At 71.9% G+C, this 13,782-nt stretch carries 15 protein-coding genes; 7 read left to right on the top strand and 8 right to left on the bottom strand.

The annotated features are described in order from the left end of the window. Nucleotides 1-11: 11 nt before the first annotated feature. On the top strand, nucleotides 12-1,376 hold the full coding sequence (locus tag EHF32_RS13450; protein WP_137418655.1) for a glucose-6-phosphate dehydrogenase: 1,365 nt from the start codon (nucleotides 12-14) through the stop codon (nucleotides 1,374-1,376). A gap of 6 nt (nucleotides 1,377-1,382) precedes the next feature. Here EHF32_RS13450 and EHF32_RS13445 read toward each other — a convergent pair whose 3' ends face one another. Further along, on the bottom strand, nucleotides 1,383-1,766 hold the full coding sequence (locus EHF32_RS13445; RefSeq protein WP_192900648.1) for a VOC family protein: 384 nt from the start codon (nucleotides 1,764-1,766) through the stop codon (nucleotides 1,383-1,385). 70 nt (nucleotides 1,767-1,836) lie between these two features. After that, entirely contained in the window at nucleotides 1,837-2,304 is a 468-nt protein-coding gene (rraA, locus tag EHF32_RS13440; protein ID WP_137418653.1) for a ribonuclease E activity regulator RraA, read from the bottom strand. Between the two features lie 164 nt (nucleotides 2,305-2,468). Between rraA and EHF32_RS13435 the strand changes: the two genes are divergently transcribed. The 5 genes from EHF32_RS13435 (at nucleotide 2,469) to EHF32_RS13415 (ending at nucleotide 6,853) form a co-directional block, all read left to right on the top strand. Next, nucleotides 2,469-3,050 (top strand): nitroreductase family protein, encoded by a 582-nt coding sequence (locus tag EHF32_RS13435; protein WP_137418652.1) that lies wholly within the window; start codon nucleotides 2,469-2,471, stop codon nucleotides 3,048-3,050. Nucleotides 3,051-3,382: 332 nt separating this feature from the next. After that, nucleotides 3,383-4,465, top strand: coding sequence for a type III polyketide synthase (locus EHF32_RS13430; RefSeq protein WP_137418651.1), 1,083 nt, complete (start codon nucleotides 3,383-3,385; stop codon nucleotides 4,463-4,465). After that, nucleotides 4,462-5,154 carry a methyltransferase domain-containing protein gene (locus tag EHF32_RS13425; RefSeq protein ID WP_137418650.1) on the top strand — a complete coding sequence of 231 codons (693 nt, stop codon included), beginning with the start codon at nucleotides 4,462-4,464 and terminating at the stop codon, nucleotides 5,152-5,154. The genes EHF32_RS13430 and EHF32_RS13425 overlap by 4 nt, the downstream gene beginning before the upstream one ends. After that, nucleotides 5,147-6,277, top strand: a complete 1,131-nt coding sequence (locus EHF32_RS13420; protein ID WP_137418649.1) for an FAD-dependent oxidoreductase — start codon at nucleotides 5,147-5,149, stop codon at nucleotides 6,275-6,277. The genes EHF32_RS13425 and EHF32_RS13420 overlap by 8 nt, the downstream gene beginning before the upstream one ends. 57 nt (nucleotides 6,278-6,334) lie before the next feature. Further along, on the top strand, nucleotides 6,335-6,853 hold the full coding sequence (locus tag EHF32_RS13415) for a hypothetical protein (protein ID WP_238343855.1): 519 nt from the start codon (nucleotides 6,335-6,337) through the stop codon (nucleotides 6,851-6,853). Nucleotides 6,854-6,859: 6 nt separating this feature from the next. Here EHF32_RS13415 and EHF32_RS13410 read toward each other — a convergent pair whose 3' ends face one another. The 5 genes from EHF32_RS13410 to EHF32_RS13390 form a co-directional block, all read right to left on the bottom strand. Next, nucleotides 6,860-7,705, bottom strand: a complete 846-nt coding sequence (locus EHF32_RS13410) for a UbiA family prenyltransferase (protein WP_192900647.1) — start codon at nucleotides 7,703-7,705, stop codon at nucleotides 6,860-6,862. Between the two features lie 58 nt (nucleotides 7,706-7,763). After that, nucleotides 7,764-8,285, bottom strand: a complete 522-nt coding sequence (locus EHF32_RS13405; protein WP_137418647.1) for a putative immunity protein — start codon at nucleotides 8,283-8,285, stop codon at nucleotides 7,764-7,766. Between the two features lie 9 nt (nucleotides 8,286-8,294). Beyond that, on the bottom strand, nucleotides 8,295-8,897 hold the full coding sequence (locus EHF32_RS13400) for a class I SAM-dependent methyltransferase (protein ID WP_238343715.1): 603 nt from the start codon (nucleotides 8,895-8,897) through the stop codon (nucleotides 8,295-8,297). A 117-nt stretch (nucleotides 8,898-9,014) separates the two neighbouring features. After that, nucleotides 9,015-9,617, bottom strand: a complete 603-nt coding sequence (locus tag EHF32_RS13395) for a response regulator transcription factor (RefSeq protein WP_137418645.1) — start codon at nucleotides 9,615-9,617, stop codon at nucleotides 9,015-9,017. Next, complete coding sequence (locus tag EHF32_RS13390) at nucleotides 9,614-10,786, bottom strand: sensor histidine kinase (RefSeq protein ID WP_238343714.1); 1,173 nt, start codon at nucleotides 10,784-10,786, stop codon at nucleotides 9,614-9,616. The genes EHF32_RS13395 and EHF32_RS13390 overlap by 4 nt, the downstream gene beginning before the upstream one ends. Before the next feature lie 151 nt (nucleotides 10,787-10,937). Here EHF32_RS13390 and EHF32_RS13385 point away from each other — a divergent pair, with 151 nt between their 5' ends. Further along, nucleotides 10,938-11,444, top strand: coding sequence for a small multidrug efflux protein (locus EHF32_RS13385; RefSeq protein ID WP_137418644.1), 507 nt, complete (start codon nucleotides 10,938-10,940; stop codon nucleotides 11,442-11,444). Nucleotides 11,445-11,496: 52 nt separating this feature from the next. Here the strand turns inward: EHF32_RS13385 and EHF32_RS13380 are convergent, their stop codons facing one another. Further along, entirely contained in the window at nucleotides 11,497-13,704 is a 2,208-nt protein-coding gene (locus tag EHF32_RS13380) for an ATP-dependent Clp protease ATP-binding subunit (protein ID WP_137418643.1), read from the bottom strand. Nucleotides 13,705-13,782 lie beyond the last annotated feature (78 nt).

The following is a 13,782-nucleotide window of genomic DNA, read 5'->3' as shown; positions in this document are numbered from 1 at the left end:
ACGTGGCCTGCGTGACCGACACCACACTCGTCATCTTCGGCGCGACCGGCGACCTCACGTCCCGACTGCTGCTTCCCGCACTCGCCCAGCTGCTGGATCGAGAACCCGGCCGCACCGTGCACCTGCTCGGCGCCGCCCGTCGGGAGCTCAGCGACAAGCAGTGGCGCGACCTGCTGAAGGCGGGCGTCGGCGACGGCCACGGAGAGGCGGTCGACCGCCTGGTCGCGGATGCGCAGTACATCGTCACCGATCCGACCGACGCGAAAGACCTGAAGAGCGTGCTGGATGCGGTCGAAGGCCGACCGGTGTTCTACTTCGCCGTTCCGCCCCAGGTCGCCGAGGCCGCGTGCGAGCAGCTCGCGGGCATGGACATCCCCGAGGGGCTCACCCTCGCGCTCGAGAAACCCTTCGGCACGGACGAGGCGAGCGCCCGTTCGCTGAACGAGACCCTGCGCCGTGTCGTGCCCGAGAACCAGATCTTCCGCGTGGATCACTTCCTCGGTCGCTCCACGGTGCTCAACGTCCTGGGGCTGCGCTTCGCCAACCGGCTGTTCGAGCCGGCGTGGTCCGCGGAAGACGTCGAATCCGTCGTCATCCGCTTCGACGAGACGCTCGGACTCGAGGATCGCGCCGGCTACTACGACCAGGCGGGCGCCCTGATCGACATGATCCAGAGCCACCTGCTGCAGGTCATGGCCATCGTGGCGATGGAGCCCCCGGCCACCCTGCACGAGACGGACCTGCGTGATGCGACCGCGGCCGCTCTCCGGGCGACATCGCTGTGGGAGGACAACGCCGTGCGCTCCGCCCGCCGAGCCCGCTACACCGCAGGCACCGTCGGCGACGAAGAACTCCCCGCCTACGCCGACGAGCCGGGCGTCGACCCCGCCCGCCAGACCGAGACGCTCGCGGAGGTCACTCTGGAGGTGCGCACCGCACGGTGGGAGGGGGTTCCCTTCACCCTGCGTTCGGGCAAGGCACTCGGACGCAAGGACACCGAGATCGTGCTGACGTTCCGGCCGGTGCGTCATCTGCCGGCGGGCTTCACCGGACACGCGCCCGGCTCCACTCTGCGCTTCTCGCTGGGTCCCGATAAGATCTCGCTCGGGCTCAACGTCAACGGCAACGAGGAACCGTTCTCGCTCGTACGGGAGGACGTGGAGGTGACGCTCGGCGACGGCGCACTCCTCGCCTACAGCGAGGTGCTCTCCAGCATCCTCGACCAGGATGCGGCTCTCGCCGTCCGCGGCGACGCGGCCGAGCAGTGCTGGCGCATCGTGCAGCCCGTGCTGGATGCATGGCGACGCGGCGAGACGCCGCTGGACGAGTATCCGGCAGGGTCCGCGGGCCCGGCCACCTGGCCGCAGTTACCCTGAGCCGCGTCAGGGCTGCAGCACCGCCAGCACGTTGCCCGCGGGGTCGGTGAACCACGCTATGTCGGGGCCGTACCCACCGCCGCGCATGACGCCCCTCTCGTCGGTGGCGAACTCCTCGTCGGCGTAGATCTTCGTCTCCACCCCCCGAGCGCGGAGGTCGTCGACGGCCGCGTCGATATCGGTGACGGGAAAGTTCAGCACTGTGTAGCTCGCCGGCTCATGATTCGGTTTCGTGTACAACAGCACGCGCGCTCCCGACGAGAGCTCGAGCTCCAGGAAGCCCATGGGGTTGTCGATGACCGTCAGGCCGAGCACATCCGCGTAGAACGTGCGGGCCGCATCCGTGTCGTCGACGCTGAAGCCGCTGAACGCGGCATCCGGTGTGAACATCGTGATCCCCCTCGATCGTCACGCTCCAGCTTGCTCCCGCGAGGCACGGCTGTCGAGGGCGGATGCGGGTTCAGCGCTCGACCAGCACGCCGTCCGCGTCGGCCCACACATGGTGACCGGGGACGAACACGACGCCCGCGATCTCGACAGGCACATCGACCTCGCCGACGCCGTCCTTGGCGCTCTTGCGGGGGTTCGTGCCGAGTGCCTTCACTCCCAGCGGGAGGGTCCGGAGCACGGCCGCATCCCTGACGGCGCCGAAGACGATGATGCCGGCCCAGCCGTTGTCGACTGCGGCGCCGGCGATGATGTCTCCGACCAGCGCCGACTCCAGTGCACCGCCGCCGTCCACGACCAGCACGGCGCCGTCTCCCGGCGTCTGCAGCACCGTCTTCACCAGGGCGTTGTCGCGATGGCAGTGCACCGTGCGGACGGGGCCGTCGAACGCCTGCCGTCCCCCCAGGTCGCGCAGTTGCAGCGCGAGCGAGTCGAGCTGCTCACCCCGCTCGTCGTACACATCGGCTGTCGCGATCACCATGTCTCCACGCTAGGACGCCGGATTCCGGGTGCGCGCGGCGTGCGCCGTGAAGTTCTTTCCACATTCACACCCGGCTCGGATCCGGGAACATTCCGCCTCTGTATACCGTTGCATGGATCGGGCCGATGACGTCCCCCCGCATATTCGACCCCGAGGAGATCCTCATGTCCGACACTCTCGACCGCACCGCGCCCACCGACGCGCCCATTCTCGACGTGCTCTCGCAGCGCTGGAGCACCCGCGCCTACGACAGCGTGACTCCCATCGACGAGGACGCCCTGCGCGGCGCGCTCGAGGCCGCCCGCTGGTCGCCCTCCGCCTACAACAACCAGCCCTGGCGCTTCATCGTGGCCCGCCGCGGCACCGAGACCCACGCCAAGGTCGTCGCCAGCATGGTCGAGTTCAACCAGGCGTGGGCCGCCCCCGCCGGCGCACTCGTCGTCTTCATCGCCGAGACCTCGCGCGGCGAGCACCAGTTCCCCTCCGCGTTCTACGACCTCGGCCAGGCCGCCGCGCACTTCACCGTGCAGGCGCACGCCAACGGCCTCTACACCCACCAGCTGACCGGCTTCGACGCAGCCGCGGTCGCCGAGGCCTTCGAGCTCGCCCCCGAGTTCACGCCCTTCTCGATCATGGCCGTCGGCAACCTCGGCACCATCGAGGACGCCCCGGAGTTCGCCCGTGACGGCGAGCGCGCGCCCCGCGTCCGCCGCCCCATCGAGGAGTCGGTCGTCGTCGACGACTGATCCCCTCCGGGCCGGCGGCACTCCGCCGTGCGCGTGCGCGTGACCCTTCCGGCACCCGTCTCTCCCGTTCCCCTGTCACAGATCGACGCCCCGGGCGCGATCTGTGACAGGGGAACCACGCCACCCCCCCGCTCGCCTGTCTCAGATCGACGCTCCGCGCTCGATCTGAGACAGGCGAGCTGTGGTTTTCGGGCGACGGATCCGCCGTGGATGCAGGGGCCGGCCCGGCGGGCGCACAACAGCGGGGCACAGCGGGGCGCGGCACTCTAGACGCCGCCACATCCGGGCACCAGCCTGCGCGACCTCGGGGCACGACGTGCCTATCGTGAGACATGGTCCCGAGCATCGTCGGAGTGGGCACGGCTGTACCGGACACCCGGCTCACCCAGTCGCAGATCCGCGACCTCTTCCTGGTGCAGGCCGGTCTCGACCGCCGGGCGCAGCGGATCCTCGGCGCCGCGTTCGACGCGGCGGCCATCGAGACGCGCCACACCGTGCTGGCATCCCTCACCGGCGACGCCCCGCCCGAGGCTCTCGTGGTGCGCGAGGGCGACCTGCTGCTCGACCCGAGCACCTCCGCGCGCAACGCCGAGTTCCGCCGCCTCGCGCCCGACCTGTTCGCGCGGGCGGGCAGAGCGGCCCTGGCCGACGCCGGAGTCGCCGCCGGGGAGGTGACGCACGTCATCACCGTCAGCTGCACCGGACTGTTCGCCCCCGGTCCCGACATGCTGCTCGTGCGCGACCTGGGGCTGCGCCCGGAGACCGAGCGCTACCACCACGGCTTCGTCGGCTGCGCGGCCGCGGTCCCCGCGCTGCGGGCGGCGCATCGCATCGCCGTGGCCCAGCCGGGCGCGGTCGTCCTCGTCGTGTGCGCCGAGCTGTGCTCCCTGCACCTGCGGGTCAGCGACGACCCGGAGCAGATCGTCGCCGCATCCCTCTTCGCCGACGGCGCCGCGGCCGCCGTCGTGACCTCGCGCGAGCACGCGGGGCGTCGGTTCGAGCTGGACGAGTTCCGCACGGCGCTCAGCGACGACGGCGAGCACGACATGGTGTGGACCATCGGCGACCACGGCTTCGAGATGACGCTCACCGCCGAGGTGCCCCGCATCGTGGGGCGCGAGGTCGCCGATGCGGTCGCCTACCTCGACGGCGCCACGGCCTGGGCGATCCATCCGGGCGGACGCAGTGTGCTGGACCGGGTGGCTACCGGGCTGGGACTCACCGAGGAGCAGATGGCACCGTCGCGCGAGGTGCTCCGCGCGTTCGGCAACATGTCCAGCGCGACGGTGCTGTTCATCCTCGACCGGATGCGGCGCGACCCCGCCCTGGCCGACGGCACCACCCTGGGACTCCTGGCCTTCGGGCCCGGGCTCACAGTCGAGTCCGGACGTCTGCTCGTGCGAGGCGACGCGTGAACCTGGCGGAGCGCGACGTGTCGCTCCGCGAGCTGATGGACGACCCGGACTGCGACCCGCGGCTGCTCGCGGCGACCTACCGCCGCTTCGGTCTCGTGAACCGGCTGGTCGCGGGGTGGACCGGCGTCTACCGGCGGACGCTCCGTCCGTATCTGTCCGGCCTCGGACGCCCGGCACGCGTGCTGGATCTGGGATGCGGCGGCGGGGATGTGGCGGCACACCTCGCAGCCCTCGCCCGCGCCGACGGGCTGCGGGTGCAGTGGGTCGGCGCCGACCCCGACCCGCGCGCCATCGAGGCCGCGGTCGCGCGTGCCGCATCCGATGTGTCCTTCCGCTGCACCGGCTCGGATGCTCTGCGCGAGAGCGGCGAGCGCTTCGACGCGGTGCTCTCGAACCACGTGCTGCACCACCTGGATACGGCGGAACTGGCCGCGTTCGTCTACGACTCCGCCGCGCTCTCGACAGGGCTCGTCCTGCACGGCGACATCGAGCGCGGGCGCCTGGCGTACGCGCTCTACGGCGTCGGCATCCTGCCGCTGGCCCCGGGCACCTTCCTGCGCACCGACGGACTTCGCTCGATCCGGCGCAGCTATCGGGCCGCCGAGCTCGCGTCGCGGCTGCCCGAGGGATGGCGGGTGGAGCACCCCGCCCGCTTCCGCGTGCTGGCTGTGAGGGACCCCCGTGCCTGAGGTCATCGTCGTCGGCGCCGGGCCGGTCGGACTGCTCCTCACAGCGGAGCTGCGCCGACTCGGCGTCGACGTCATCGCGCTCGAGAGGCGTCCCGGTCCCGGCGACGGCACGAGGGCGATCGGCATCCATCCGCCCGCACTCGCCGCGCTCGAAGCCTCCGGCGCGACGGAGCGCCTGCTCGCCGATGCGGTGCGCGTCGAGCGCGGGGAGGCGCGCACCGACGGTCGGCTGGTCGGCGCGGTCGACTTCCGTCGCCTGTCCGCCCGCTTCCCGTTCGTCGCGACGCTTCCCCAGCGCGTGACGGAGGCCGTGCTGGCCGATCTCGCGGGGCCCGTCGAGCGCGGCGTCGCGGTGGCCGCCGTGCAGCGCGAGGGCGACCGGATGCGGGTCCGCTCCATGGAGGGCCGCGAGTTCACCGCGCGCGTGGTCATCGTGGCCGGCGGCTGGGGCGGCCGGGAGCTCGCCTACCGCCCCGCCGCCCTGCGGGTGCACGAATACCGCGACCGCTATCTCATGACCGATACCTCGCTGGCCGCGTCGGACCCGGTGGCGGTGATCCGGCTCGACGCCGCCGGCGTCATGGAGTCCTTCCCGCTGCCCGGCTCCGCCCGCCGCTTCGTCCTGCACGACGCCGACGGCGGCCCGGACGAGCCCCACGCCCGATACGAACGGATGCGGCGCGCGCTGCACGAGCGCGGCGAGGCGGAGGCCGCCGACCGCATGGAGGTCGTGACCTCCTTCCGGGTGCGGCGCCTCGTCGCTCCACGCCTGCGTCGGGGCGGTCTCGTGGTCGTGGGCGACGCGGCTCACGAGGTGAGCCCGATCGGCGGGCAGGGCATGAACCTCGGTCTCTTGGATGCGGCGACGCTCGCCCCGCTGGTCGCAGAGGCGCTCCGCACCGGCTCTCTTGCCTCCCCCGCCCTCGACCGATGGGAACGCCGCCGTGTGCGCTCCGCGCGGGTCGCGGCCGGGATGGCGAGCGTGAACACCGCACTCGGCCGTCCGGCCGGAGCGGTGACCCACCGCATCCGCGGTACGGCACTCGGCATGCTGCTGCGCAGCCCCGCCGGGGCCGTGCTGACGCGCGCCTATGCGATGGGCTTCGATGCCGACGCCCGCTGATCTTTCCCACAGGCACCAGCGGCGCGCGAGCCGATCTGACAGCATTCATCCGTGAGCATGCGACGCTTCAAAGTCCTCGGCACGATGACCCTGGCCGCGGCGGCGCTGGTGCTGACAGCGTGCACCGCGGCGCCGGACGACCCGACCGAGCCGGCCGGATCGTCGAGCCCGATCGCCACGCAGGCGCCCTCTGCGACTCCCGCTCCCGCGGCATCCGCCGCCACCGCCGACGGCCCCGTCGAGAGCTTCCGCGCGTGGTTCGCGGCCACGCGCACCCCCGATCCCGCTGCAGCGTGCGCGGCGCTGTCGCCGGCTCTGGCGGAGCGGATGCTCGCCGAGCTGAACCAGAACGGGCTCGCTCTCAGCACCTGCGAGGAGATGATCCAGGCGACCTCGGAGCTCTACCGCGCGACCGGCCAGAGCGCCGACGTCGACGTGCAGGTGCAGTCCGAGACGGCCACCGACGCCACGCTGTTCGTCACCTACGGCGCGTCCGGCGATTGCGGCACCGTCGTGATGCACCGCGACGCCGCGTCCTGGATCATCACGGACGAATCGCGCGAGTGCGCCGGGTAGAACCGCTCAGGCGGTGAGCGAGCCGCCGGTCGCCACGAGTTGCACGGCGAGCAGCAGCGCGGCGCCCATCACGAGGCGGAACACGATGCGCCCGGGGCGACGGGCCCACGCGCAGCCCACGGCCACGACCGCCACGCCGACCACGGCGGCGAAGAAGACCCACGAGACGATCGGCACCGCATCCCTCGCCGGCCCGAGCCGGACGGCCACGGCGCCGCCGATGATCCCGACGCCCGCCAGGGCACCCGACCACCGCGCGCCGATCCGATGCGGCAGCCCGCGGATGCCGGTGCGTTGATCGTCGTCGAGGTCCGGCAACACATTGGCCAGGTGCACCGCCGCCCCCAGTGACGCTCCGGCGGCGCTCGCCCACGGCGCCGCGAGCACCGGCTCCGCGGCCGAGAGGGTCGCGAGCGACGGCAGAAGCCCGAAGCTCACGAGGAACGGCACGATCGAGAACGGCGTCGCCTTCAGCGGCGCGTTGTACAGCCACGCCGAGGCGATCGTCACCGCCTGGGCGGCCAGCAGCCCCGCTCCGAGCGGGGCGGACAGCAGGAGTGCGGCGGCGACGGATGCGGCCGCCACGGCCCAGGCGGTGTGCAGGCTCACGTCGCCGCGTGCGAGCGGCTTGTCGGTGCGACCCACGGCACGGTCGCGGCCCGCGTCGATCGCGTCGTTCGACAGCCCGATCGAGACCTGCCCCGCGAAGACGGCGACCGTCAGCAGCGCGATGCGCCATGCGTCGAGTCCGGCCGAGACACCGAGCGCCAGGGCGAGCACCGTGACGACCAGCGCCGGCCCCGGATGCGTGGACGCCCACAACGCGCGCACGGTCGCCAGGGCACGGGTCATGCTCCGACCGTAAGCCGCCGCATCCGTGTCGCGGCGCGGCTTGACGACGACGCGCCGCTCATCCGGCCGCCGTGAGCTGCGCCTGGATGCGGGAGATCGCCTCGCCCAGACGCCCCCGCGCCAGCAGACCACCCGCGACCAGCGGACCCGATGCATCGCCACCGACGGCCGGGAGCAGGCGCAGCGCCGCGCGCGCATCGGGGGCGAGAAGAGCGAGCTGCCCGTCGAACGAACCGGGGATCGCCGCATCCGCCGCCACCGCGGCATAGGCGGCCGCACCCAGCGCGTGCGCCCCCATGTGCGCGACGCCGGCCGCCTGCGCCGCGGAGCGGGCGGCCGCGATCGCCGCGGCGCCGGTCACCGCGTGTGCCGCCCGACCGGCGACGAACCGTCGCTTGATCTCCCCCGCCGCATCCAGCTCGCCGCGGGCGTACGCCCGGGCACGCGCGATGGCGTCGCGGGGCCGGTCGTCACCGGGGGCCTCCGCTTCGAACAGGGCGAGCACGCGCTCGGCGCACTCTGCCGCCCAGGCCGCGACCAGCCGACGGTCGGCGTCGTCGAGCGACTGCGGGGATGCCATCGTTCCTGTCTACACCGCATCCGGCCGTCGGCACAGGATCGCACCGACCGGGCGTTCGCCGCGGGTCGCGCGTCGGTGCGTCTCGACGATCTCGAACCCCGCACGCTCGAGCCGCCGTTCCAGCTCCGCGGCGGGCCAGCGCCACGCGCCGACGACAGCGTGATCGAACGGTTCGAGCGCATCCGCATCGAAGAACCCGAGCAGGAGCGTGCCGCCCGGGCGCAGAACCCGCGCGAACTCGGCGAACGGCACGTCGATGTCCGGCGGCGCGTGGTGGATCGTCGAGAACCACGCGAGGATGCCACTCAACGCCGCATCCGGCTCGTCGAGCGCATCGATCGTGCCGAGATCGAACCGGATGCCGGGGTGACTCTGCCGAGCCGCCTCGACGAACTGCCGCGTCAGGTCGATGCCGCGCACGTCGAGCCCGCGCTCGGCGAGGTGCGCGCTCCAGTGGCCGGGCCCGCATCCCGCATCCAGGACACGGCCGCGGATGCCGGCGGCCCAGGTCTCGACCAGCCGGCGGTCGGAGGGGTGGACGGCTGCCATCGTCCCCAGCGCCCGCGTGTACTCGGCGGCCCGCCGGTCGTACGCCTCGGCCACATCCGTCACCCGTCGAGCGTAGCGGCGCCCCCTCATCAGGAGATCTCCCTCCCACAGGACGATTCGCGAAGGATCATCCTGCACCGTGGCGATCTCCTGATGAAGGATGCGGCGCAGCCCGCCCCCTCAGATCCAGCCGCGCTCCTGAGCGCGCAGCAGCGCCTGCTGGCGTGTCTCGAGGTGCAGCTTGCCGAGGATGGAGGAGACGTGGTTGCGCACCGTGCCGGGCGACAGGTGCAGGGTGCGGGCGATCGTGGCGATCGTCTGCCCCTCGGACCCCGCCCGCAGCACGTCGAGCTCCCGATCGGTGAGAGGGCTCCGCTCGTCGGCGAGCGCATCGGCGGCGATCTCCGGATCGACGTACCGGCGCCCCGCGGCGACCTGGCGGATGACGTCGGCGACATCCTGCGCCGGCCGGGACTTCGGCAGGAACCCGTCGACACCCGCCTGCAGCGCACGCCGCAGCACGCCCGGTCGCGCGTGCCGCGTCACCGCGACGACCCGCGAGCGCGTCTGCTTGCGCACCCGCGCGGCCGCGTCGATGCCGTCCAGGCCCGGCATCTCGACGTCGAACAGGCATACGTCGGGCTGCAGGCGCAGGGCCGCAGCAACCGCCTGCTCTCCGTCGATGCACTCACCGACCACCTCGATGTCCTGCTCCAGGCGCAGCAGCGCGGCGAGCGCGGTGCGGATCATGTCCTCGTCGTCGGCGAGGAGCACCCGGATCATGCTCCGACCCCCGTCGGCACGCGCGCGTCCAGGACGAACACGTCACCGTCGGACTCGGTCAAGAGCGCTCCCTGCGCCTCGGCGAGACGAGCCGCCATGCCGTCGATCCCCGTACCCTGGCCGGCGGCCGTGTCACCGCGATCGTTCTCGGCCCGGTACCGCCAGCCGCCCGCGTCGCGCTCCAACGAGAGCCGCGCGAAGCGTCCGCCGCCGTGCTTGAGGATGTTGGTCGTGCTCTCGCGCACGACAGGGCCGAGCGTGTCGCTCGGCGCGCCCGCCGCATCCGGGCTCACGGCGAGCTCGACCTCGAGACCCGCCGCGCGCAGGAGGTCTGCGGCGTTGGCCAGCTCATCCGGGAGCGGAACGCCGCGGAAGCGCGCGGCGAGCGCCCTCGTACCCACGCGCGCCTCGTCCACCTCGCGGCGCGCGGCACGAATGTGCTCGAGGGCGGCGGGCGGATCGGCGCTCAGGCGTTCGGCGAGCTCGAGCTGCAGCGCGACGACCTGCAGATGGTGGCCCTGCAGGTCGTGCACGTCGCTCGCCAGGCGCAGCCGTTCCTGGGTCGCGGCGAGCTTCGCCTCGGTGAGGCGGGCGCGGTCGAGCTCGCGCACGATGTCCCACCACCAGAGCATGCTGACGACGGTGATCGGCAACGCCACGGGGAACATGAAGAGCACGAAGATCGGGCCGTAGACGAGGGTCGCCTCGCCCTGGACGGCGCGGAGGTACTCGATCACCGCGACGGCGGCCAGCACGACGGTGACGAGCCCCGTGACCCGGGCCCGCACGCCCCTCGGCCACGGCAGGGTGCACACGAGCGCTGCCACCAGGGCCAGCGCCAGCGTGATACTCCCGGTCACGAGCCCGACCGCGATGGCCGCCGCAGCGCCGAGAGCGAACGCGGCGAAACGCACCCAGCGGCGACTTCCCGCCGCATCCGCCCGGAAGTAGTCCAGACCCGTCATGACGAACGCCACGAGCCACGCGACGGATGCGGCCACGAAAACGACCAGCTCCGCGGCGGACGCGGTGACCCACGTCGGAATGGCCCACACCGTCAGGGTGCCGACGGCGAAGAACACAGCGGACGAGAACGTGTACCACCACGTCGCGCGCACGCCGCGACCGACGGCGGGCTCGGCAGCGGCCGGAGGTGATGAAGCACTCACGCCGACCAGGCTACGGGCATGACAAAAGTCATGCCCGAGCTGCCCTTTCCTCCCCGCCGGAGGTGACGTGGCGGCACTGCCGGCGACGGCCGGTGCTCGGTGGGATGGAGATGTTCCCCCGACCGAGCACGCCACCACCGACGGAGCCGACATGCACGATCTCATCGCAGGATTCCAGAACCTCATCGCCGCGGTCCCCGAGCTGGTGCAGCCGCTGATCGTCGCACTCGCGGGCGCCGTCCCGTTCGTCGAGGGCGAGGGCGCGACCGTCATCGGCATCGTCGGCGGCATCCACCCGATCGTCGCGGCCGTGGCCGCCGCCGTCGGCAACTTCGTCTGCGTGGCGATCGTGGTGCTCGTGGGGGCGGGCGTCCGATCCGCCGTGACCTCCGGGCGCGTCGCCACCGCCGGCGGTCAGGTCCCCGAGACCTCGCCGCGCCGCGAGAAGTTCCAGCGCGCCTTCGTGCGCTACGGAGTGCCGGGCGTGAGCCTGCTCGGACCGCTGCTGCTTCCGACGCAGCTCACCTCCGCGATGCTCGCCGGGGCCGGTGTCGCCAAGGGACGGATCCTGGTGTGGCAGGCCATCGCCATCACGATGTGGGCCGCCATCGCGACGCTCATCGTCACCGGAGTCTGGGCCTTCGCCGGCATCCTCTGAGAACGGGAGAGGCCCCGCATCCGTCGGGATGCGGGGCCTCTCTGTCGGTCGATCAGTCGTCGAGCAGCTCGGCCTCGATGACGTCGTCATCGTCCGAGGCGGACTCGGATGCGGCCGAGCCCGCGCTCGTCAGCACGAGCTGCGAACCGTCGGCGGCGACGTCCACCCGCACGACGTCGCCGTCGTGCACGCCGCCCGAGAGGATCGCCATCGCCAGGCGGTCCTGGATCTCGGACTGGATGAGCCGGCGCAGCGGCCGGGCGCCGAACACCGGGTCGTAGCCGCGCTCGGCGAGCCACGCGCGGGCGTCCGGGGTGACCGCGAGCGTGAGCCGACGGTCCTTCAGCCGGCGCTGCAGCGCATCCACCGACAGCTCCACGATCTGCGCGAGGTCGTCCTGGCTCAGTGCCTGGAACATCACGATGTCGTCGAGGCGGTTGAGGAACTCGGGACGGAAGGCCTGCCGCAGCAGCACCTGCACCTGCTCGCGCTTCTGCTCGAGCGTCAGCATCGGATCGATCAGGATCGGTGAGCCGAGGTTCGAGGTGAGGATCAGGATGACGTTGCGGAAGTCGACGGTGCGCCCCTGGCCGTCGGTGAGACGCCCGTCGTCCATGACCTGCAGCAGCACGTCGAAGACCTCCGGATGCGCCTTCTCGACCTCGTCGAGCAGCACGACGGAGTAGGGACGGCGACGCACGGCCTCGGTCAGCTGACCGCCCTGCTCGTAGCCGATGTAGCCGGGAGGGGCGCCGACCAGGCGCGAGACGGAGTGCTTCTCGCCGTACTCCGACATGTCGATGCGCACCATGGCGTGCTCGTCGTCGAAGAGGAACTCGGCGAGGGCCTTCGCGAGCTCGGTCTTGCCGACGCCGGTGGGCCCCAGGAACAGGAACGAGCCCGTGGGACGGTTCGGGTCGCTGATGCCCGCACGCGAGCGGCGCACCGCATCCGAGACCGCCTTCACGGCCTCCTTCTGACCGATCAGGCGCTTGCCGAGCTCGGCCTCCAGATGCACGAGCTTCTCACTCTCGCCCTGCAGCAGACGTCCCACCGGGATGCCGGTCCATGCCGCGATCACCGAGGCGATGTCCTCGTCGGTGACCTGGTCGTTCACCATCCGGTCGCCGGTCGACTCCGCCTGTTCGGCCACGCTCAGCTCGCGCTCCAGCGCGGGGATCTCGGCGTAGAGCAGCCGCGACGCGCGCTCGAGGTTGCCCTCGCGCTGCGCGCGCTCGGCGTCGATGCGCGCCGCATCCAGTCGGGTCTTGAGTTCACCGACGCGGTTGAGCGAGGCACGCTCGTGCTCCCACCGCGCCTGCAGTTCACCGAGCCGCTCCTGCTCGACGCGGAGGTCCTCGCGGAGCTTCTCGAGGCGCTCCTTCGAGGCCGCGTCCTTCTCCTTCTTGAGCGCGAGCTCCTCGAGCTTCAGGCGGTCGACGTGGCGACGCAGCTCATCGATCTCGAGCGGCGCGGAGTCGATCTCCATGCGCAGACGCGACGCGGCCTCATCGATCAGGTCGATCGCCTTGTCGGGCAGCTGCCGCGACGGGATGTAGCGGTTCGACAGCGCGGCAGCCGCGACCAGCGCGCCGTCCGCGATGGCCACCTTGTGGTGGGCCTCGTAACGCTCCTTCAGCCCTCGAAGGATGGCGACGGTGTCCTCGACCGTGGGCTCACCCACGTAGACCTGCTGGAAACGGCGCTCGAGGGCCGCATCCTTCTCGATGAACTCGCGGTACTCGTCGAGGGTCGTCGCGCCGATCAGACGCAGCTCACCGCGCGCGAGCATGGGCTTGAGCATGTTGGATGCGGCCACGGAGCCCTCGCCGCCGCCCGCGCCCATGAGCACGTGGAGCTCGTCGATGAACGTGATGATGCGCCCGTCGGACTCGGTGATCTCCTTGAGGACGCTCTTGAGGCGCTCCTCGAACTGGCCGCGATACATGGCGCCTGCCACCAGCGCGGAGATGTCGAGGGAGACGAGCTCCTTGTTCTTGAGGCTCTCGGCGACGTCGCCGGCGACGATGCGCTGCGCGAGGCCCTCGACCACGGCGGTCTTTCCGACGCCGGGCTCGCCGATGAGGACGGGGTTGTTCTTGGTGCGGCGGGTCAGCACCTGGCTGACGCGCCGGATCTCGCTGTCGCGTCCGATGACGGGGTCGAGCTTGCCCTGGCGGGCGCGTTCGGTGAGGTTGATGCCGAACTGCTCGAGGGCGCTTTGCGACTCCTCCTGCCCGGGCTGTTGTGTGGCGTTCATGTGTTCTCCTGAAATCTCCGGGACTCAAACTTGAGTCTCACAGGCTCAAGTTTATCACCGAGGGCCCCCGCGCACCAG

It is taken from the genome of Microbacterium sp. RG1 (genome assembly GCF_005347485.1).
GTDB classification, from domain to species: Bacteria; Actinomycetota; Actinomycetes; order Actinomycetales; family Microbacteriaceae; genus Microbacterium; species Microbacterium binotii_A.
The sequence above is the reverse complement of the archived record's forward strand: the minus strand, read 5'-3'. Positions and strand labels throughout refer to the sequence as shown.